This window comes from Flavobacterium sp. YO12, assembly GCF_004119495.1.
In the GTDB taxonomy this organism is placed as follows: domain Bacteria; phylum Bacteroidota; class Bacteroidia; order Flavobacteriales; family Flavobacteriaceae; genus Flavobacterium.
This window is the reverse complement of record NZ_NRQU01000029.1, coordinates 13,944-34,995: the sequence shown is the minus strand read 5'-3', so window position 1 is coordinate 34,995 and position 21,052 is coordinate 13,944. Positions and strand designations below refer to the sequence as shown.

The window sequence follows — 21,052 nt, the reverse complement described above, 5'->3', positions numbered from 1 at the left end:
TTCTAAAAAAAACTAAAAACTAAATTTTTAAATGTGATAGCTGTAAAAAGTTAAAAATATTTAAAAGTATTTTTTTAGATAAAAACTTCGAAAATGTGTATTAAGATTATGGCTTTTTTACATTGAGATTTAAGAAAAATAGATTGAAGGTTTAGTTACTATTTTTTGAAAATCGAAACGAATAAAAGTCAGTTTGATAAAATAATAAGTGAGTTTTTTTTATTGAAGGTTTTTTGAAGAGCAGAATCAATCGAAATGCACATTTTTCACTCACTACAAGATGCTGAGAACTTTGTCAAAGTTTTAAACTTTGACAAAGTTTTTTTACGCAAAACCACTTTTAACTTAAACCAAAAAACTTATGAAATTTTTTATTGACACTGCCAATCTTCAAGATATTGAAGAAGCGCAGGCTTTAGGCGTTTTAGATGGCGTAACCACCAATCCGTCTTTAATGGCAAAAGAAGGAATTACAGGAAAAGAAAATATCCTGAAACATTATTTAGACATTTGTAATATCGTTGACGGCGATGTTTCGGCTGAGGTAATTTCGACTGAATTTGATGGAATGATCAAAGAAGGAGAAGAATTGGCCGCTTTGCATCCTCAGATCGTAGTGAAACTGCCTATGATTGGCGATGGTATAAAAGCCTGTAAATACTTTTCTTTAAAAGGAATCAAAACCAATGTAACTCTTGTATTTTCTGCTGGTCAGGCTTTGCTTGCTGCTAAAGCTGGAGCGACTTACGTTTCTCCATTTTTAGGACGTTTAGATGATGTTTCGACAGACGGAATGCATCTTATTGAAGAAATTAGAGAAATCTACGATAATTACAATTATCAAACGCAGATTCTTTCAGCTTCAGTACGACATACGATGCATATAGTAAATTGTGCCAAAGTAGGATCAGATGTTATGACTGGACCTCTTTCGGCAATAAAAGGATTACTGAAACATCCACTTACAGATATTGGTTTGAAACAATTTGTTGAAGATGCTAAAAAGATGAATCTGTAATGTAACAAAATCCATTTTTCACTTTTTTTTAGACTCCCCTCCAGTTATTCTGAGGGGAGTTTTTTGTAGAATAAAAGCAACCGATTGTTACTGTTTTATCTTTTGTAAGAAATGTATTGTTTAGAGGTTAATTATTTGATGAGCAGTTTGTAATATCTTATAAGTCTTGTTTTATAAGGGATTATTAAGGATTTAGTTTAGTTTGATTTTCAAAAGAATATTGCGAAGTTTTAGTCGGTTTAAAAGAAATATATAAATTTAACATTTTATACTTTTTTTAAGATTTTGAGCTAAACAATTTATTATCTCTAACGTTTTCGTTGAGATTAAGTCTGTTTTTGTTAATTATTTAGTTTTTTTTGATTATTTGTGTTTAAAACGTTTTTTTTTAATGGTATTTTTTTGAAATTGAGAAAAAAATTAACGCAACCGATTGTGTGTTGTTGTTTTTTGCATATATTTGTTTTTGACTATAAGCTATTATTTGTCTGATTTTTAAAAAGAGAAAATGATAGTAAGTCAATAAAAAAAGAAAAACTAACTAAACCATACTATTAACTCATTAAACCAATTATTTATGACTAACTTTTTAATTACTAAAAGCAGATCTAAATACTTTAAGAATTTGGGGTTCTTATTCCTGATGCTGGTATTTTCTGCTGCAGTAAATGCGCAAATTACTGTTTCGGGTATTGTATCTGATGGTAGCGGACCAATACCTGGTGTGAATATTATCGTAAAAGGAACCAAAACAAGTACTGTGTCAAATTTTGACGGAACTTACACGCTTCAAGCTATCCCTACTAATAGTATTTTGGTTTTTAGCTTTATTGGATATAAACCGCATGAAGTTGCTGTAAACAATAAAACTAAAATTGATGCTCTGCTAGAAGAGAACTTAAATGACTTAAAAGAAGTTGTTGTTATTGGATACGGAACTGCAAAAAGGGCAGATTTAACAGGAGCGATTTCTTCTATTTCTAGTTCTGCGGTAACACAATCTGTTTCTACAACTATAGATCAAGTATTGCAAGGTCGTGCGGCTGGGGTGCAGATACAGCAAAACAGCGGTACGCCTGGCGGAAGTTCTTCGGTACGAATTCGTGGTATAAGTTCTATTACAGGCTCAAATGAACCTATTTATGTAATTGATGGCGTTATTATAGATGGTAATTCAGGTTCTTTAAATACAAATCCGCTTTCAGGTATTAACCCTAACGATATTGCTTCTATAGACATTTTAAAAGATGCTTCTGCAACTGCTATTTATGGTTCTAGAGCGGCAAATGGAGTAATTATGGTGACTACTAAAACAGGTAGAAAAGGAGATTTGACTTTAAATTTTGACAGTTATGTAGGATGGCAGCAAATGCCAAAAGAATTGCAGGTGCTTAATTTAAGAGAATATGGAACTCTGAAAAATACTCGTTCAGATTTAGGAATCGTTCAAAGAGACCCTTATTTTATTCGTCCTGATTTATTAGGAGAAGGAACAAACTGGCAAGACGAATTATTTCAAACAGGTTTAATTCAGAACTATAATCTATCTGCTTCTGGCGGTTCAGATACTACTACTTATGCATTAGGAATGTCTTACTTTGATCAGGAAGGAACTATCATTGGGTCATCTTTTGACCGTATGACAATTCGTGCAGTTGTTGATTCGCAAGTAAAAAAATGGATGAAAGTTGGAGTAAACTTAAATGCTTACAAAACCAATCAGGTAACTACAGTTAATGATGATTCGGTAATTTTAACTGCTTTAAAACAGACTCCAAACGTAGCAGCTCGAAATGCTGATGGAACTTTTGACGGACCAGATACAACAGAATTTGTTCAAACCAATCCGCTAGGAATTGCAATGCTGAAAGATAATCATGGAAAAGACTACGGAATAAGAGGAAATGTGTATGCAGAAATTGGTTTTACAAAAGATTTAAAACTTAAAACGCAATATTCTATAGATTATGGTTTTGGAAACCGATATACTTTCAATCCATCCTATACTTTTGGAGCATTATCGAATGACGTTAGAGAAGGATCAAGAACAAAATCTACCAGCGAAAACTGGATTTGGACTAACACTTTGACTTATAATAAAGCATTTGGAAAACATAATGTTAATGCACTGGTAGCTCAAGAGCTTCAAGAGCAAAACTGGGAAAATCTTTATGGTTACCGTTCAGGTTATTTAACAAACGGAGCTACAGATTTAAACGCTGGAGACCCAACAACGGCTAGAAACTCAAATGCAAGTTCTACAAAATCGCTTAGTTCTTATTTTGCAAGAGCAACGTATACATTTGATGACAGATATATCCTAACAGGAACAATCAGAAGAGATGGATCTTCGCAATTTGCTGAAGATAATAAATGGGATTGGTTCCCTTCTGCTTCTTTAGCTTGGAAAGTTTCAAATGAATCATTTTTAAAAGACAATCAAACTATAAGTAATCTGAAATTACGTGCAGGATGGGGAGTTACAGGTAACTCAAGCGTACCAAATAATGCATATACTTCTGTTTATGGAACATCGGCAACCAATTGGGGAAGCGGACAAATTGCAACCAATACAGCAAATCCAGACCTTAAATGGGAAAAATCAAACCAGACTAATATTGGTTTAGACATCGGACTTCTAGACAATAGAATTGAAATTACAACAGATGTTTATTACAAAAGAACAGATGATTTATTACTAAGATTATCGCTTCCTGCTTACGTAGGAACAACAGGTCAGGGAGCAACATCTCCGCCTTTTGCTAATATTGGATCTCTTGAAAATAAAGGTTTCGAGTTTACGATAAATACCATAAACATGCAGAGAAAAGATTTTCTTTGGAAATCAAATTTCAATATCTCTATGAACAGATTTAAGGTGTTGAAATTGAATTCAGAATCTGGAGTTTATGATCAGACTTTACAGCAAGGTTCAGATGTAACAGTAGTTACTCGTACTGCTGTAGGTCAGCCTTTAGGACAATTTTATGGCTATAAAGTAATTGGACGTTTTGAAAAAGCAACAGATTTTTATTATAAAGATGCTGCAGGAACTGTAAAACCAACAGCATTACCTGAAGGAATGGTAATTGGTGAAAACGGAGTTTGGATTGGAGATTACATGTTTGAAGATGTAAATAAAGATGGAGTAATCAACGAAAAAGATGCGGGTTATATTGGAAATCCTAATCCAGATTTTACCTTCGGTTTCAATAATAGTTTCTCATTCAAAGGATTTGATGTGAGCATTTTGTTTACAGGTTCTTACGGAAACGATGTTTTAAACTACCAAAGAAGATGGTTAGAAAATCCGCGTGAGAATACCAACTTATTGAAAACAGCTTTAGGTTACGCACAATTAGAATTAATCGATCCGAATGGACCAAACGATTATCGTAACGTGCAGATTGTTGGTGGAGATCCTTATATGCCAAGAATTGCGGCGTCATCTGCAGCTTCGGCTTCAAATTATCGTTTAAGCAACAGATTTGTTGAAGACGGATCTTATGTAAGGCTTAAGAATATTTCGATTGGGTATAATCTTCCTAAAGATTTGTATTCTAAATACGGAATTTCAAATATTAAAGTGTACTCAAACATGCAGAATGTTTTAACCTTTACTAAATATAAAGGATATGATCCTGAAGTAGGTGCAATGTATCAAAACCAGCTTTTAAATGGTATCGATAACGGACGTTATCCTTCGCCTATGGTAACTACACTTGGATTAACTGTTAATTTCTAAAAAACGCACAATGAAAACAAAGAAAATATTTTACACGGCTTTAATTATTGCATTGCCATTTGTTTGGACGAGTTGCAGCGACATTTTGGACGTTGAACCAAATGATGTAATTACAAAAGAAAATTTTTATAAAACGGAATCTGATTTTCAGGCCGCAACAGGACCTTTATACAACAAAGTATGGTTCGATTTTAATGACAAGTTTTATTATGGTTTAGGTGATGGACGTGCTGCAAATATGTATGCTCCTTTTTCAGATTACGTTTATCCATTTACAGATTTAACAGAAACTGGATTAACAGGGCCATTAGTTTCAGCGTGGGCATCATTGTACAATGTAGTTCAGCAATCTAATAATGTGATTATCGGAATCTCTGGAAGCCCGCTTAGCGATGCTGTTAAGAATAAATATATTGCCGAAGCTCGTTTTATGAGAGGAACAGCATATTGGTATTTAGCTTCGTTATGGGGAGATGTTATTATTTCAACAGATCCGCGAGAATTGGTAAAAAATCCAATTGTAAACAAAAATCCAATGAAAGATGTTTACGAGTTTTCTATGCGTGATTTAGAATTTGCGGCTAAATATCTTCCAGAAACTGCAGGTCAGGCAGGACGTTTAACAAAATACAGCGCATTCGGGATGCTGTCTCGTGTTTACTTATCATTTTCGGGAGTTAGTGATAATCCAAACAGCGGAACCCGCAATCAAACGTATCTTGATTTAGCAAAAAAAGCAGCTGAAAAAGTGATTAGTTCTGGCCCTTATAGTTTGATGACAAATTATGAAGATTTATTCATGATTGACAATAACAACAATACAGAATCTATGTTTGCTTTACAATGGGTGCCAAACGGTGATTATGGAGTAAACAATACACAACAGGCTTATTTTGCATTAGGTTCTGATATTACTGGTGACGATGCTGCTTGGGGATACTGGACAAGAGCTTCCTACAATGTATTACAAGAATATGAATCAAAAGATCTTCGCCGTAAAGCAACTTTTATGGGAAATAAAGATCATTATGCCGAAATCAACAAAGCAAATGGAGGTTACACCGTTGATCACGGAAATGATTTCCTTACAATTAAAAAAGGAGTTGTAGGTTCTACAAAAGACAATTCTAAAATTACCCGTATGAATTCGGCCTTAAATACGTATATGCTGCGTTTGGCAGAAGTTTGTTTAAACTATGCCGAAGCTGCATTAGGAAATAATGCAACAACGACAGATGCAACGGCTCTTATGGAAGTAAACAAATTACGTACACGTGCTGGTTTAGATCCAAAAACGACATTGACTTATGCAGATATTATTCATGAAAGAAGAGTAGAATTGTGTATGGAAGGACAATATTGGTACGATTTAGTTCGTAGAGCTTACTACAAACAACAAGAAGTAATCAATTATGTTACAGCACAAAATAGAGGTGTAATTACTCCAATTTTGTATGACACAGCTACTAATAAAGTTACAGTTGACGCTTCAAAAAGTACTAGTCCAAGAGCTATTGGTGTAATTGATGCAACAATTTTTACACTTCCTTATCCAGAATCTGAGTTAGTTCAGAATCCGTTATTGAGAGAAAACCCTGTTCCGTATCAGTTTACAGAAGAGAAAATTAAAGACTTATTCTAGTATTCAGAAATAAAAAATTAAAGAAATAGTAATATGAAATATATTTTAAATAAAAAGTATTGGGCGCCCATCGCACTTCTTGCAATGATGGTTTTCGGCATGCTGTTTACCTCTTGTGATAACAACGATTCACAAGGCGGTGCGATCACAATTTCAAGAGTATTTTTAGAAGATGTCAATTCAACAGTGCCAGATAGAGAAGTTAGTTTTGCTCGTTTAGGACAGTTGCTGCGCATTGAAGGTTCGGGGTTTGAGGGGCTTAAGAAAGTATACATCAACGGATATTCTACCTATTTTAATGTAGTTTTTGTATCTAACAATTCGATGCTTGTGAGCGTTTCGGCAGATACACCAATTTTAGAAGCAGATCCATCCGTGAGAAATACAATTCGTTTTGCAAATGATTCTAACGAAACCACTTTTAAATTTGAAATTCGTTCCGGAAAACCTGCAATAACTAATATTTCTAACACAATGCCAAATGCAGGTGAAACCATAACAGTTATAGGAACCGGTTTAACTGAAGTAAGTAAAGTAGTTTTTCCTGGAAATGTTGAGGTAACAACAGGAATTACATCAACAGAAGATGGCGAATTATTTACAGTTAAAGTTCCAAGCGGAATCTCAGATTTAGGAGGATCACTATTTGTTCAAACTTCAAATGGAGGCGTATATTCTCCAGCATATTTTAACTGTAAAAGAGGTGTTATTTTAGATTTTGATGGAAGAGGACAGCATAGTTTTTGGGGTACTCCTCCTGCTACAGGTATGATTTTAGGCACTGATATAGAATCAGCCTCTATAGGCAAAGGAAATCTTTCGCAAGGAAAATACGTACCGCATCGCCCAGCTCGTCTTGCTTCTATTGCTCCAGCAACAGGTAGAGCAACAGAAACATGGACAGCAGGAACTGGTGTTGATAATTGGAGAGCACAATTAACTCCTTTTATTCCTGCAAGTACATCGCTTGATAAAGTTGCATTTCAATTTGATATTTATGTACCAGACGCATGGAAAGATTCAGGTTACTTAAAAATATGTACAATTAATAATTTTAATGCAGGAACATGGTCTGGCGGAGTTTACAATTATATTCCTTGGCTTATTGATGGAAAATCAGTTGCTTTCCAAACTGCAGGATGGACAACGATTACCATTCCATTAAATAAATTTTATCAATGGTCTAAAGAACCTTTTACTTTCGAAGCTGTTTTAGCTTATAGAGAAGCTGCAACGTATCAAAACTTCGGAATTTGGTTCGAAAATGCAGATGTAAAAATGAAAGATGTTTTAGGAAATACCAGCGAAGTAGAATTTCCTTCAAAAGCAACTTCGGTAAAAGTATATACTGATAATTGGAGAATTGTACCATTAGACACACCAGTTTACAATGATTTTAACTAACAAAACTGCAAAATGAAATATAAATATATCCTACCAATAATTGCTTCATCATTAATGATTTTGTCATCATGCGATGATAATTTGATGGAGTGGGGAAAAGACCCAGAACATGGAGAAGTAACAGGAGCTGAGCTTCCGTTAGCTTTAGTAGAAAAAATCAGCCGTTACGAACCTTTAAAAAACTATTCAGATTTTTCATTAGGAAACGGAATCGGAATAAGTTTATACATGAGTGATGCCAATTATAGAAAGATTGTAAATGAAAATTTTGATGAGGTAACACCGGGTTACGAAATGAAACATGGTGCAATGGTAAATGCAAAAGGTGAAATTAATTTTACCAATGTAGATGCTTTTATCGCGGCAACAAAAAGTGCTGGACTAAAAGTTTTTGGACATACTTTAGTTTGGCATTCCAATCAAAATGCAAGTTATTTAAACGGTATTATTGCTCCAACAGTAATTCCGGGTTCAAGCGGAACAAATGTTTTGGATTTAGCTCCGATCAAAAATGGAACCTTTACAGGATGGGCAAGAAATAATCCAGGAAAAGGAATCACAACTGTTGCCAATTCAGGATTAACAAGTTCTTCTGCGGCAATTCAGCTAGCTTCTAGTGCCACTTCTTCTTTGGCTTATAATCTTCAATTGACATCTCCAAATGTACCAATTGTTACAGGACATAATTATGAGATTTCATTCTATATCAAATCAGATATTGCAGGTAAAGGACGTATTTCATTTAATGCTTCTTTAAACGCTCAATATCCATACAAAGATTGGATGAATACTGGAACAGGGACAGAAGCGTTTGCAACAACATCTTCTTGGCAGCAAGTTAAAATTAAATTGGCTCCAGGAGATTTTAAAGCAGGAAGTACAACATTTCAATTTAATTTAGATTTAGGATATCTTCCAAACGTAACTTATTTAATTGATGCTAATACTTTAGCAGTTGTAGATTTAGATGCTGCAACAGGACCGGTTAATTTGGTGGCTAATGGAAATTTCAATTCAGGAATAACAGGATGGAGTAGAGCCAATGGAGCTGCAGATGCTTTAAGTGCAGGAACAGGAGCATCAAATGTTTACGAAGGAAGCGGGTCAATGAAAGTAGTAAACGCGACATCGGATGCTGCAAACCAATGGAAAACCCAGATTCAAACTACTTTTACTTCTGCATTAGTAGCTGGAAAAAATTATACAATTTCTTATATGATTCGTTCTGAAGCAGCGGGTTCTGTAAGATGTTCAACGACACCATCATCATTAGCAAATTATCAGACAGATGAGTTAACTAGCACTACTTGGAAACAATTAGAATGGAAATTTACTGCAAAAGGAGGTGAGACTGGCTTTGGTTTTGATTTAGGAAGAGCTGCAGGAACTTATTATATCGATAATGTTTTAGTAACTGATGGATCGTCTTCGGGAACTGGTCCAACAGCTCCAATAACAATCGAAAAAACAGATGCTGAGAAAACTAAAATTATTGGTGATGCCATGACCAATTGGATTTCTAAAATGATGACACATTATAAAACAGGAGTTTTTTCTTGGGATGTAGTAAATGAACCAATGAAAGAAGACGGAACTTTAAGAAATGGAACCGAAGGCGATACAGCGACAGATTATTTCTCTTGGGTAAAATATCTAGGAAAAGATTATGCCGTTTCAGCATTCAAATTAGCACGTCAATATGGAAATGCAACCGATAAACTTTTCATAAACGATTACAATTTAGAATCGAGATTAGATAAATGTGACGGATTAATCGAATATGTAAAATATATTGAAAGCAAAGGAGCAACTGTTGACGGAATCGGAACGCAGATGCACATTGGTTTAACGACAGATAAAGATAAAATTGTTCAGATGTTTCAAAAACTAGCTGCTTCAGGAAAATTGATTAAAATATCAGAGTTAGATATTAGATTAGGAACTGCTACACCAACCGTTGTTCAACAAGCTTCACAAGCTGAAATGTATCAATATGTTATCGATATGTACAAAAAACACATTCCAGCAGCACAGCAATATGGAATCACAATTTGGGGAGTTTCTGATAATTCAAAAGAACATGAATATTGGCTTCCAAATGAATCTCCAAACCTTTGGGATGCTAATTATGTTCGTAAACATGCATACAAAGGCACTGCAGATGGTCTGGCAGGAAAAGATGTAAGTTTAGGATTCTCAGGGGAGTTAGTAAAACCTTAAATATTTGAGTTGGTTATAATCCATAGTATAAAGCTGTAAAAAGGTTTATATTATGGATTATTTATTTTTTGACTTTACAGCTTAGTATTTAAAAAAAACAGAATTAAACAGCTTTCAATCTTAAATTAAATCGAATGGCATTTTTCTTAAAAAACAGAATCCTTTTAATTGCATTATTATTGGTGCATTTTGGATTTTGCCAAAATATACCCAGCCTTCAGAAAAAAGGAAACAAAACACAATTAATTGTAAACCAAAAACCATTCTTAATACGTGGAGGTGAATTAGGAAATTCTTCCGCAACAAGTATGGAAAGCATGGAAACTATTTGGTCGAAATTGGTTGACATGAATCTCAATACAGTTCTAACACCTGTTTATTGGGAACTTATCGAACCAGAAGAAGGTAAATTTGATTTTTCATTAATTGATGATTTAATCCTTAGAGCAAGAAAAGAAAATTTAAAACTCGTTTTTCTTTGGTTTGGATCTTGGAAAAATAGTATGTCGAGTCACGCGCCGGTTTGGGTAAAATTAAATCAGAAAAAATATCCGAGAGTTAAAGATGACAAAGATAAAAGTCATGAAATTTTAACGCCTTTCAGCGAAAATAATTTGCAAGCCGATTTAAATGCGTTCAAAAAATTGATGAGACATATTAAAGAATTGGATCAAAAAGAGCAGACTGTAATTATGATTCAAGTCGAAAATGAAATCGGAATGCTGCCAACTGCCCGCGATTATCATCCGTTAGCAAATGAAGCTTTTAAAAAAGAAGTTCCAAAAGAATTGGTGCAGTGTCTTCAAAAAAATAAAGAAAAACTCGTTCCTGAATTTTTAGAAATTTGGAAAAAAAACGGATTCAAAACTTCAGGGAATTGGGAAGAAGTTTTTGGAAAAGGATTGCATACCGATGAAATTTTTATGGCTTGGTATTTTTCAAAATTTACCAATCAAATTGCAAAAGCAGGCAAAGATATTTATCCAATTCCGATGTTTGTCAATGCAGCTTTAAATGCACCCGAAAAAAAGCCAGGTCAATATCCGAGTGCTGGACCGCTTCCGCATCTTATGGATGTTTGGAAAGCTGCGGGAAATTCGATTGACTTTTTAGCGCCCGATTTTTATAATCCATCTTTCAAACAATGGAATGATTTGTTTACACGACAAGGCGATCCGTTATTTATTCCCGAACATCGTTTTGATGAAACCGCGCCTTTTAAAGGTTTGTACGCAATTGGACATTATGAAGCAATTGGTTTTTCGCCATTTTCTATAGAATCGGTTGCCGATGCCAAAAAGGAACCTCTTGGGAAAATTTATGATTTGATACATCAGTTAACTCCAATTATTGAAGTTAATAAAGGTCTGGGAAAAATCGAAGGTGTTTTGTTAGACAAAGAAAATAATACACAGATTATTAAATTGGGAGATTATGAATTTACATTCAAACACGATTACACCCTAAATTGGTCTGACGGCGCAAAGGCTGAAGTTTGGCCAATGTCAAGTGCTATTATTATAGAAATTACTAAGAACGAATTTTACATTGCGGGTTCAGGAATTGTTGTAACTTTTAAACCTTTAAAAGAAAATTTAAATGCAGGAATTTTAAAAACAGATCAAGGTAAATTTGAAGATGAAAAATGGAAAACGATAAGACATTTTAATGGAGATCAAACCCATCAAGGCAGACATCTTAGAATTTCAGTTGGCGATTATGAAATACAAAAAATAAAATTATATACTTATGAATAGTTTTTTTATTGGCCACGAATTACACGAATTTACACTAATCTATACTTTGTCTATAAATATACAATCGCACGATTTTTTTGATTTGTGAAATTGAAGACAACTATAAAAATTAGTGTCAATTCGTGTAATTAGTGGCAGAAAAAAATTTAGCCATAGATTAAAGGATTTTTTAATAATATGTGTAAATCTTTTTATCCCGATAGCTATCGGGAGCGGCAAAAAAAACAAACAAACCGTATGAGAAAAATTATATTAGCATTTTTAATAACCTTCAGCATCAATGCGCAGATAAAACTACCCCGATTAATAAGCGATGGAATGATTTTACAACGCGATACAAAAGTCAATATTTGGGGCTGGGCATCGGTAAATGAAAATATAGAATTGGATTTTAAAGGGAGAAAGTATAAAACCATAACTTCCGAAGATGGAAAATGGGCGATCGAGCTTCCGTCACAAAAAGCAGGCGGACCTTTTGAAATGACTTTAAAAGGTTCTAATACAATTGTATTAAAAAACATTCTCTTTGGTGACGTCTGGCTTTGTTCGGGACAATCGAACATGGAACTTCCGATGGAAAGAATTAAAGATAAATACAAGGATATTGTTGCAAAAGCTAGTAATTCAAACATCAGACAATTTTTAGTTCCGGATGAATATTATTTCGAAAAAGAAAGAACCGATTTTTCTTCTGGGTCATGGATTGAAGCAAATCCAACAAGTGTTTTACAATTTACAGGAGTCGGCTATTTTTTTGCCAGTGAAATCTATGAAAAATACAAAATCCCGATTGGCTTAATCAACAGTTCTTTGGGGGGTTCGCCTGCAGAATCTTGGATCAGTGAAGAAGGGATAAAAAAGTTTCCGGATTATTATGCAGAATATTTAAAATTTAAAGACGGAAAACTAGAAAAACAAATTGATGAAAATGACCGAAAAGTAAGTTCAGATTGGTATAAATTATTAAATCAGACCGATACTGGTTTAAAGAATAAATGGGTAAATTCAGTCGATATTTCCGATTGGAAAACAATGAATATTCCAGGTTATTGGGCAGATGGAGAACTAGGAAATACAAATGGTTCTGTTTGGTTTAAAAGAGAATTTACTTTAGAGAAAATAAAAGAAAGTCAGGCTAAATTAATTTTAGGACGAATTGTAGATGCTGATTCTGTTTTTGTAAATGGAAATTTTGTTGGAACAACATCGTATCAATATCCACCGAGAATTTATTCTTTTAATGCTAATGTTTTAAAGGAAGGAAAAAATGAAATTACCATTCGAGTTATCAGTAATTCTGGAAGAGGAGGTTTCGTAACCGATAAACCATACGAGTTAAGTATAGGTGACAAAACAATTGATTTAAAAGGGAATTGGAGCTATAAGTTAGGTTCAAAAATGCTTCCGCTGCCAGGACAAACTTTTGTGAGATGGAAACCAGTCGGACTTTACAATGCTATGATTGCTCCATTGAAAAATTATCCGATAAAAGGCGTTTTATGGTATCAGGGCGAAGCAAACACTAAAAAGCCATCAGAATATTTTGTACTAATGGAAACCTTGATAACCAATTGGAGAACACTTTTTAGACAAGAAAAACTGCCTTTTTTATTGGTTCAGCTTCCAAACTTTATGGAACCAAAACCAGAACCTGCAGAAAGTAATTGGGCAGCTTTGAGACAACAGCAGTTGAATACCTTGAAAGTTCCGAATACAGGATTGGCAGTAGCAATAGATTTAGGCGAATGGAATGATATTCATCCTTTAAATAAGTACGATGTTGGAAAAAGATTGTCACTTCAGGCTAGAAAATTGGTTTATGGTGAAAAAAACTTAGCAGCTTCAGGACCGCTTTACAAATCGATAAAAAAAGAAGGAAATAAATTAATTCTAAGTTTTTCAAATGTTGGAACTGGATTGGTAATCAAAAATGGAAATGAATTAAAAGAATTTGCGATAGCAGGAACTGATGGAAAGTTTATTTGGGCAAAAGCTGTAATTAAAGGAGATAAAATTATAGTTAGTAATGATTCTGTCGCAGATCCAGTCAAAGTAAGATATGCTTGGGCAGATAATCCTATAGAAGCTAATTTGTATAATAACGAAGGATTGCCGGCTTCGCCTTTTGAAGCGAGCTTGGATGTTGAATGAATTTGTTTAGTTTAGAGTGGAGTAGATAAAAAAGATTAGATAGTCTTCTTGTACTATCTAAAATAATTAAGAATATAAAAAGAAAAAACCGATTAGTTTCCTAATCGGTTTTCTTTTGCGGAGAAAGAGGGATTCGAACCCCCGGACCTGTTACAGTCAACAGTTTTCAAGACTGCCGCATTCGACCGCTCTGCCATTTCTCCAGTATGTTGCTCTCGTTTTCTGATTGCGAGTGCAAAGATAAGTTGTTTTTTGAATTGTGAAAATTTTTTTGGAACTATTTCTAAAAAAATATACTTAAAAAAGAAAAACCCTTAACATAGTTAAGGGTTTTGAATTTCTGCGGAGAAAGAGGGATTCGAACCCCCGGACCTGTTACAGTCAACAGTTTTCAAGACTGCCGCATTCGACCGCTCTGCCATTTCTCCAGTATGTCGCTCTCATTATCTGATTGCGAGTGCAAATATAGTACGCTTTTCCGATTATAAAAACTTTTTTAGCGGTTTTTTTAAGTTATTTTTCAAGTGTCTAATTATCAGTATTCCCGAAAGTGAGGTTTTTGAAAAAATTACTCTAAGACGTCTAAAATTGGCACTGGTTTTTTGTTTTCATCCACTGCAACAAACGAAAAAGTTCCTGAAACTACCGTTTCGCGAAGTTCTGAATACATTTGCTCCATAAAAATATCAACGTGAATTTTACAGCTTGTTCTTCCAACGCTGACAACATTTGCTACTAATTCAATTAAAGTACCAGCTGGAATCGCTTTTTTAAAATCAATTTGACCAGTTGAAATCGTTACAACTTTCTTTCGGCTGAATCGCGTAGCACAAATAAAAGCAACTTCGTCCATAAGATGAAGTGCTGTACCGCCAAACAAAGTGTCGTAATGATTCGTTGTAATTGGAAAAACAGCTTTAAAAATATGAGTTTCTGATTTTGAAATTCTTTCTTCTAATGTTCCCATAAATTAATACGTTACGTATTCAGTAATTTCAAGACCATATCCAATCATTCCAACGCGTTTTGTTTGTTCTGTGTTAGAAACTAATCTGATTTTTGAAATATCAATATCATGGAGTATTTGAGCACCAATTCCATAGTCTTTACTATCAATAATTACTTTCGGAGCTTTCAAAGTTCCTTGTGCTTGTAATACTTTAAGTTCAGAAATTCTGTTTAGTAAATTTACAGCAGTCATATCTTGGTTAATAAAAATAACAGCACCTTTTCCATTTTCATTTATGACTTTAAACATATCGTCTAACTGCTGTTCAGCATTATTAGTTAATGTGCCTAACAAGTCATTATTTACTTGTGAGGAGTGAATTCTTGTTAAGATTGGTTCACCAAGATTCCATGTTCCTTTAGTTAACGCAATATGAATTTGTTTATTTGTTGTTTGCTCGTATGCTCTTAAGCGGAAAGTTCCAAAACGAGTTTCGATATCAAAATCTTCTTTTTTTATGATTAAGCTGTCGTGCTGCATTCTATAGGCAACTAAATCTTCTATCGAAACTAATTTCAAATTGAATTTTTTAGCAACTTTATAAAGTTCTGGTAAGCGAGACATTGTTCCGTCTTCGTTTAAAATTTCACAGATTACACCAGCAGGTTTAAAACCTGCTAGTCTTGCAAAATCAATAGCGGCTTCTGTATGGCCAGTTCTTCTTAAAACACCGCCTTGTTTAGCTATTAAAGGAAAAATGTGGCCAGGACGCGCAAAATCATGAGGTTTTGTATTTGGATCAACTAATGCTTGAACGGTTTTAGATCTATCTGCTGCCGAAATACCTGTTGTTACTCCATTGCCTTTCAGATCAATAGAAACAGTAAAAGCAGTTTCCATATGATCTGTATTGTTTGTAACCATTGCACGTAAATCAAGTTCCTTACAACGGCTTTCTGTAAGAGGTGTACAGATTAATCCGCGTCCGTGAGTAGCCATGAAATTGATCATTTCAGGCGTTACTTTATCAGCAGCAGCCAAAAAATCGCCTTCGTTTTCGCGATCTTCATCATCGACTACAATGATTATTTTACCTTGACGAATATCTTCTATGGCTTCTTCAATAGTATTTAGTTGAATTTTTGTTGACATAATTATTGTTTATTTTGAGCTGGTGAAAACCGCTCAGCAATTTTTTGAAATAGTTGTGAAATAGGAGTAGTTATCGCATCAAAATTAATTAATCCGTTGTCATTTGTAGCACGATAAGTAAGTAATACAGCTAATGGCAGTAATATAAACGAAGACATCCATGATCCCATAAAAGGAGACATTCCGCCTTCTTGCGATAATCTTTTTCCAAAAGTATTGATGAAATGAAAAGAAATGAAAATTAAAACTGCAAAAACAATTGGTAATCCAAGTCCTCCTTTTCGGATAATAGCTCCTAATGGGGCACCAATAAAAAACATTAAAAAACAAGCAAAAGCAATTACAAATTTTTCGTACAATGCTGTTAAGTGTTTGTTGATTTCGCGCTGTTTATCTTTTAAATCTTTTTGAGTCGATTCAATTGAGTAAATGTTACTGGAAACATTGCTGCTGGCCATTTTTAAAATGTCAGACTTTTGTTTGTTTGTGTATAAAGACAAAAGGTCGTTTGGTAAAGCTTTTTTCTTTTTAGCCTTGTCTACATTGATTGGAGCTATCGATTTTCTAATTCCAACACGTTGATTGATGTTTTCAGAAAATGAAATAATTTCGTTATCTAGATTTTTGCTTAATGAGTCTAAAGTATACCGCAGTTCATTTACGTTAAGCATTGCATTTGTTCCAGCAATACTTTCTTTACTGTCATCAACTTTGTTTAATTCGGATAAATCAATGTTGATAATGTGCTTTTTAAAAGCCGCTTTTATAAATGGAAGCTTGGCGCGATCCTCGTATTTTTTTGGAGTAACATCTTGATAGTAATAACCATTGTTTAAAACCAGTTTTAAAATACTAGAATTTTCATTACTGATTAATTCTCCGTCTTTGGCTTTGATAACAGTTTTGTTTTCTCCAATATTATTCGATTTTTCATGAATAGTAACGCCGGTTAGTGTGTTTCCGTTTTCGCCGGATTTTTTATTTACTTTAATATTGTAAGTTCCAACATCGTTAAATTGTCCTTCGGCAATTGCCATGGCAGGTTTTGCCTGAGCAATATTTTTTCGGAAATTAACAAATTTATACTCAGCATAAGGAATAACGTTGTTGGCAAACCAAAAGGCTACAATACTCAAAACGAATATAAAAACGATCAGAACTCTCATGGCTCTTTGAAGCGATATTCCAGATGATTTCATTGCTGCAAATTCATAGTTTTCGGCTAAATTTCCGAAACTCATAATCGAAGCTAATAAAACTGATAAAGGTAAAACCAGTGGAATAATACGCGGCATTGAGAAAAGCAGGAATTTGATAACTAATATGAAGTCAAGATCTTTACCTGCAAGTTCTGCAATAAAAAGCCATACAGTTTGTAATATGAATATAAAAAAAAGGATTACGAATACCGTAGTAAACGTAATCAGAAATGTTTTTAGTAAGTATTTGTCTAAAATTTTCAACCTTGTAATTAATCTAATTTATTGATGTAGTATTTCGGGTATTTACTCGCTACAAAGGTAAATTGATTTTTTGATAAAGGCTGATTGGTTTTAAAAGAATTAACGGTTAAAGTAGTTTTTGTTCCGTTTTTTCCAGTTTCAATTAAGTTGTATATATGTTTTGTTTGAACATCAATGCCTAAAAGAATCTCTTTTCTTTGGTCTTTTGCATTTGTAGGGGCTAATTTAATGTATTGGATTTTTCTTCCTTTAACATTTTGCACAATATCCATATTGTATTTGTAACCAGAATTGAAAAAAGTCAACATTTTTGAAGGTGTAATGGCGTTGTCGTCTTTTTCGTTTACTTTAGATATAGTAACTTCTTCGTCTTCAGGGTTAATTGTGTATGTTTTTTGTCCGTCAAATATTTTAGTTACGCCCATAAAATTCAATACATATTGATTTCCTTTCATGGTTACATTTCCTTTACTGTCTTGATTAATGTTTTCTTTGGCATTATTCAAAGAATATTTAAAATCGATTACAATATTGTTGTAGCTTTTTATTTTAGAAGTCACTTCGTTCAATAAATCTTTGGCTTTTTTATCCTGAGCTTGAATAGAAGTGAAGCTCAAAAGCAATAAGATCGCCATTTGAAAACACTTTTTAGTCGCGTTAGTGATAGAATTGTTCTTGATTTCCTGAATTTTTGTTCTCATGATTGGATTAATTTTGTTCATTGTTAAAAAATTGATCAAGAGCACTTAGATCAGAGATGTTCACGCTTCTCGCTTTACTGCCTTCAAAAGGACCAACAATTCCAGCTGCTTCCAGCTGATCGATCAAACGACCGGCTCTGTTGTATCCTAATTTTAATTTTCGCTGCAGTAATGAAGCAGAACCTTGCTGCGCATTGACAATAATCTCTGCGGCTTCTCTAAATAAGGTGTCTCTTTCGGAAATATCCATATCAAGATTAATGCCAGTTTCCTCCCCAACAAACTCTGGAAGTAAATAAGCTGTTGAATATGCTTTTTGTGAACCAATAAAATCAGTTATTTTTTCAACTTCTGGAGTGTCAATAAACGCACATTGAACACGAATTACGTCATTTCCGTTTGAGTATAATAAATCTCCACGTCCAATTAATTGATCAGCACCTTGCGTATCTAAAATAGTTCTAGAGTCAATTTTTGATGTTACTCTAAAAGCAATTCTCGCAGGGAAATTGGCTTTAATTAAACCAGTAATTACGTTTACAGACGGTCTTTGTGTTGCGATAATTAGGTGAATACCAATGGCACGTGCTAATTGAGCAAGACGAGCAATTGGAATTTCGACTTCTTTTCCTGCAGTCATAATTAAATCGGCGAACTCATCGACAACCAATACAATGTAAGGTAAAAAACGATGTCCAGCTTCTGGATTTAATTTTCTTGATTTGAATTTTTCGTTGTATTCTTTGATGTTACGAACCATTGCATCCTTTAGTAAAGAATAACGATTGTCCATTTCAACACAAAGAGAATTTAAAGTATTTACAACTTTTGCATTATCTGTAATAATAGCATCTTCAGTATCTGGAAGTTTGGCTAGATAATGTCTTTCAATTTTATTGAAAAGTGTAAGCTCTACTTTTTTCGGGTCAACCAACACAAATTTTACTTCGGCTGGATGTTTTTTGTATAAAAGTGAGGTTAAAACAGCATTTAATCCAACAGATTTTCCTTGTCCAGTAGCACCTGCCATTAATAAGTGAGGCATTTTGGCTAAATCGACAACGAAAGTTTCATTCGAAATGGTTTTTCCTAAAGCAATCGGAAGCTCCATTTCAGCTTCTTGAAATTTGGCTGAACCAATTACGCTCTTCATAGAAACCATTGTTGGATTCTTGTTTGGAACTTCGATACCAATAGTTCCTTTACCTGGAATTGGAGCAATAATACGAATTCCTAATGCAGATAATGATAAAGCAATATCGTCTTCTAAACTCTTAATTTTTGAAATTCTGATTCCGGCTTCCGGAACAATTTCATATAAAGTTACAGATGGACCAACAGTTGCTTTAATCTGCGCAATTTCAATTTTGTAGTTACGAAGTGTGTCTACAATCTTATTTTTATTTTCTTCTAATTCTTCTTGATTAATAGTGATTCCGCCAGTCGAATATTCTTTTAATAAATCGATGGTTGGGAATTTATAATTTGATAAATCTAAAGTTGGGTCAAATAACCCAAAATCAGCAACTAATCTTGAAGCTAGATTTTCTTCAATAATATCTTCTTCTTCGGCTTTTTCAATGACAAATTCTTCAGTATGAACAGGAGCAGTTACAGTTACTGGATTAATATCCATCTGAACTGGTTTTACAACTGGATTTAAATCAATTTCTGACGAATGTGAAATAGTTGGTTTTAAGGCTTCTTTGTTGATTTCGAATTTAGAATCGTCTGTTTTTAGATGAATATTATCTAATTCAGGATCTTCTTCGATTGCAAATTCTTCCAGATTGTAAGCGCTCTCTGGTTGTGATGCCGGTTTTATAGCATTCAATTCAGATTTAAACTCTTTTTTAGTAGAGTCAAAGTAAGATTGAATTTTTTCTGGGGAAAGTTTAATTTTAAAAATTAAATAAACAATCAATCCAAAAAGTAATGTTAATAAAGTTCCAGTTTTGCCAATATAGTCTTGAAGGAAAAGATTTAATTCATAACCAATTGTTCCACCAAGTTCTGGTGCCGAAGTTGCGAAAAATCCAAATAGAATTGAAATGATTATAACCGCAAATAAATCCCAAAACCAAGTATTTTTTAGTTTTTTGGTAGAAAGTTCTAATGCTAAAAATAAACCGGTCAGAAAAAATAAACGTACAAATATAAAAGAGGCAATTCCGAAACCTTTATAAACAATTAAGTCAGCAAGAAATGCTCCAAATTTCCCGAGCCAGTTTTCTACAACTTCGCTGCGATCTCCAAGCTGGCTGACCGCACTTTGGTCTGCTTGCCATTGTCCGTTAACATAAAAAGAAATAAATGCAACTAATAGTGCAATTGAAAAGAGCACCAAAAGACAGCCCACAACAAATTTTTGTTGTTTGGAAAATTTCCATGACCTAATTGTCTCTGTTTTTGATTCGTTTTTTTTGTCTGCAGTTTCCTTTTTGGTTGTTTTTGCCATTCTTGCTTTCCTTGCCTATGTAAATTTTGGAATATAAATAATTAAGCCTATTGCTATTGCAGTCATTGCGGCAAAAAACACCGCTCCAGCAGCAATATCTTTAATAAAACCGATTCGTTTGCTGTAATCAGGATGAATAAAATCGGCAATTTTTTCAACAGCCGTATTCAATCCTTCAACACTTAAAACTAAACCAATGGCTAAGGTTTGACAAAGCCATTCGGTTTGTGAAATATGAAAATAGAAACCAGCAATAGTCATAATAATTCCCAATGAGAATTGAACCATAATGCTGTGCTCTGTTTTTATAAGTTTTACAGCTCCATTAAAAGCATATGTCATACTTTTTAATCGGCCGGTAACAAAGGTATTATCTTTTTGAAACTCCATTT

Annotated in this window: 13 protein-coding genes and 2 tRNA genes; 7 read left to right on the top strand and 8 right to left on the bottom strand. The window is 33.8% G+C overall.

The window, feature by feature from the left end:
- The first annotated feature begins 361 nt into the window (after window positions 1-361).
- The 7 genes from fsa to BOW55_RS11320 all read left to right on the top strand — a co-directional run bounded on the left by fsa (window position 362) and on the right by BOW55_RS11320 (window position 13,937).
- Entirely contained in the window at window positions 362-1,018 is a 657-nt protein-coding gene (gene fsa / locus BOW55_RS11350) for a fructose-6-phosphate aldolase (RefSeq protein WP_129024206.1), read from the top strand.
- Window positions 1,019-1,595: 577 nt separating this feature from the next.
- Window positions 1,596-4,763 carry a TonB-dependent receptor gene (locus tag BOW55_RS11345; protein WP_129024205.1) on the top strand — a complete coding sequence of 1,056 codons (3,168 nt, stop codon included), beginning with the start codon at window positions 1,596-1,598 and terminating at the stop codon, window positions 4,761-4,763.
- Window positions 4,764-4,773: 10 nt separating this feature from the next.
- Entirely contained in the window at window positions 4,774-6,405 is a 1,632-nt protein-coding gene (locus tag BOW55_RS11340; RefSeq protein WP_129024204.1) for a RagB/SusD family nutrient uptake outer membrane protein, read from the top strand.
- Window positions 6,406-6,438: 33 nt separating this feature from the next.
- On the top strand, window positions 6,439-7,809 hold the full coding sequence (locus tag BOW55_RS11335) for a glycan-binding surface protein (RefSeq protein ID WP_129024203.1): 1,371 nt from the start codon (window positions 6,439-6,441) through the stop codon (window positions 7,807-7,809).
- Window positions 7,810-7,821: 12 nt separating this feature from the next.
- A complete protein-coding gene (locus BOW55_RS11330) occupies window positions 7,822-10,029 on the top strand; it encodes an endo-1,4-beta-xylanase (RefSeq protein WP_129024202.1) in 2,208 nt (735 codons plus the stop codon).
- Window positions 10,030-10,163: 134 nt separating this feature from the next.
- Window positions 10,164-11,786, top strand: a complete 1,623-nt coding sequence (locus BOW55_RS11325) for a DUF5597 domain-containing protein (protein ID WP_129024201.1) — start codon at window positions 10,164-10,166, stop codon at window positions 11,784-11,786.
- 237 nt (window positions 11,787-12,023) lie between these two features.
- On the top strand, window positions 12,024-13,937 hold the full coding sequence (locus BOW55_RS11320; RefSeq protein WP_129024200.1) for a sialate O-acetylesterase: 1,914 nt from the start codon (window positions 12,024-12,026) through the stop codon (window positions 13,935-13,937).
- A 118-nt stretch (window positions 13,938-14,055) separates the two neighbouring features.
- Here BOW55_RS11320 and BOW55_RS11315 read toward each other — a convergent pair.
- From BOW55_RS11315 to BOW55_RS11280, 8 genes are all read right to left on the bottom strand, one after another.
- Window positions 14,056-14,140, bottom strand: a tRNA-Ser gene (locus BOW55_RS11315).
- A 140-nt stretch (window positions 14,141-14,280) separates the two neighbouring features.
- Window positions 14,281-14,365 (bottom strand) — tRNA-Ser (locus BOW55_RS11310).
- 140 nt (window positions 14,366-14,505) lie between these two features.
- Entirely contained in the window at window positions 14,506-14,904 is a 399-nt protein-coding gene (locus BOW55_RS11305) for an acyl-CoA thioesterase (RefSeq protein WP_129024199.1), read from the bottom strand.
- 3 nt (window positions 14,905-14,907) lie between these two features.
- Window positions 14,908-16,038: a 3,4-dihydroxy-2-butanone-4-phosphate synthase gene (ribB, locus tag BOW55_RS11300; protein WP_164975027.1), complete on the bottom strand. Its 1,131-nt coding sequence runs from the start codon at window positions 16,036-16,038 to the stop codon at window positions 14,908-14,910.
- A gap of 2 nt (window positions 16,039-16,040) precedes the next feature.
- Window positions 16,041-17,501 (bottom strand): LptF/LptG family permease, encoded by a 1,461-nt coding sequence (locus tag BOW55_RS11295; RefSeq protein WP_129024197.1) that lies wholly within the window; start codon window positions 17,499-17,501, stop codon window positions 16,041-16,043.
- A gap of 8 nt (window positions 17,502-17,509) precedes the next feature.
- Complete coding sequence (locus BOW55_RS11290; RefSeq protein WP_129024196.1) at window positions 17,510-18,202, bottom strand: outer membrane lipoprotein carrier protein LolA; 693 nt, start codon at window positions 18,200-18,202, stop codon at window positions 17,510-17,512.
- Between the two features lie 7 nt (window positions 18,203-18,209).
- The gene (locus BOW55_RS11285) at window positions 18,210-20,660 is read right to left on the bottom strand and encodes a DNA translocase FtsK (RefSeq protein WP_129024195.1); all 2,451 of its coding nucleotides are present in this window, start codon (window positions 20,658-20,660) and stop codon (window positions 18,210-18,212) included.
- Window positions 20,661-20,675: 15 nt separating this feature from the next.
- The gene (locus BOW55_RS11280; protein ID WP_089054575.1) at window positions 20,676-21,050 is read right to left on the bottom strand and encodes a diacylglycerol kinase; all 375 of its coding nucleotides are present in this window, start codon (window positions 21,048-21,050) and stop codon (window positions 20,676-20,678) included.
- Between the last annotated feature and the right edge of the window lie 2 nt (window positions 21,051-21,052).

Coding starts and splice junctions, on each gene's coding strand:
- fsa (WP_129024206.1), top strand. CDS start 362: ATGAAATTTTTTATTGACACTGCCAATCTTCAAGATATTGAAGAAGCG.
- BOW55_RS11345 (WP_129024205.1), top strand. CDS start 1,596: ATGACTAACTTTTTAATTACTAAAAGCAGATCTAAATACTTTAAGAAT.
- BOW55_RS11340 (WP_129024204.1), top strand. CDS start 4,774: ATGAAAACAAAGAAAATATTTTACACGGCTTTAATTATTGCATTGCCA.
- BOW55_RS11335 (WP_129024203.1), top strand. CDS start 6,439: ATGAAATATATTTTAAATAAAAAGTATTGGGCGCCCATCGCACTTCTT.
- BOW55_RS11330 (WP_129024202.1), top strand. CDS start 7,822: ATGAAATATAAATATATCCTACCAATAATTGCTTCATCATTAATGATT.
- BOW55_RS11325 (WP_129024201.1), top strand. CDS start 10,164: ATGGCATTTTTCTTAAAAAACAGAATCCTTTTAATTGCATTATTATTG.
- BOW55_RS11320 (WP_129024200.1), top strand. CDS start 12,024: ATGAGAAAAATTATATTAGCATTTTTAATAACCTTCAGCATCAATGCG.
- BOW55_RS11305 (WP_129024199.1), bottom strand. CDS start 14,904: ATGGGAACATTAGAAGAAAGAATTTCAAAATCAGAAACTCATATTTTT.
- ribB (WP_164975027.1), bottom strand. CDS start 16,038: ATGTCAACAAAAATTCAACTAAATACTATTGAAGAAGCCATAGAAGAT.
- BOW55_RS11290 (WP_129024196.1), bottom strand. CDS start 18,202: ATGAGAACAAAAATTCAGGAAATCAAGAACAATTCTATCACTAACGCG.
- BOW55_RS11285 (WP_129024195.1), bottom strand. CDS start 20,660: ATGGCAAAAACAACCAAAAAGGAAACTGCAGACAAAAAAAACGAATCA.
- BOW55_RS11280 (WP_089054575.1), bottom strand. CDS start 21,050: ATGGAGTTTCAAAAAGATAATACCTTTGTTACCGGCCGATTAAAAAGT.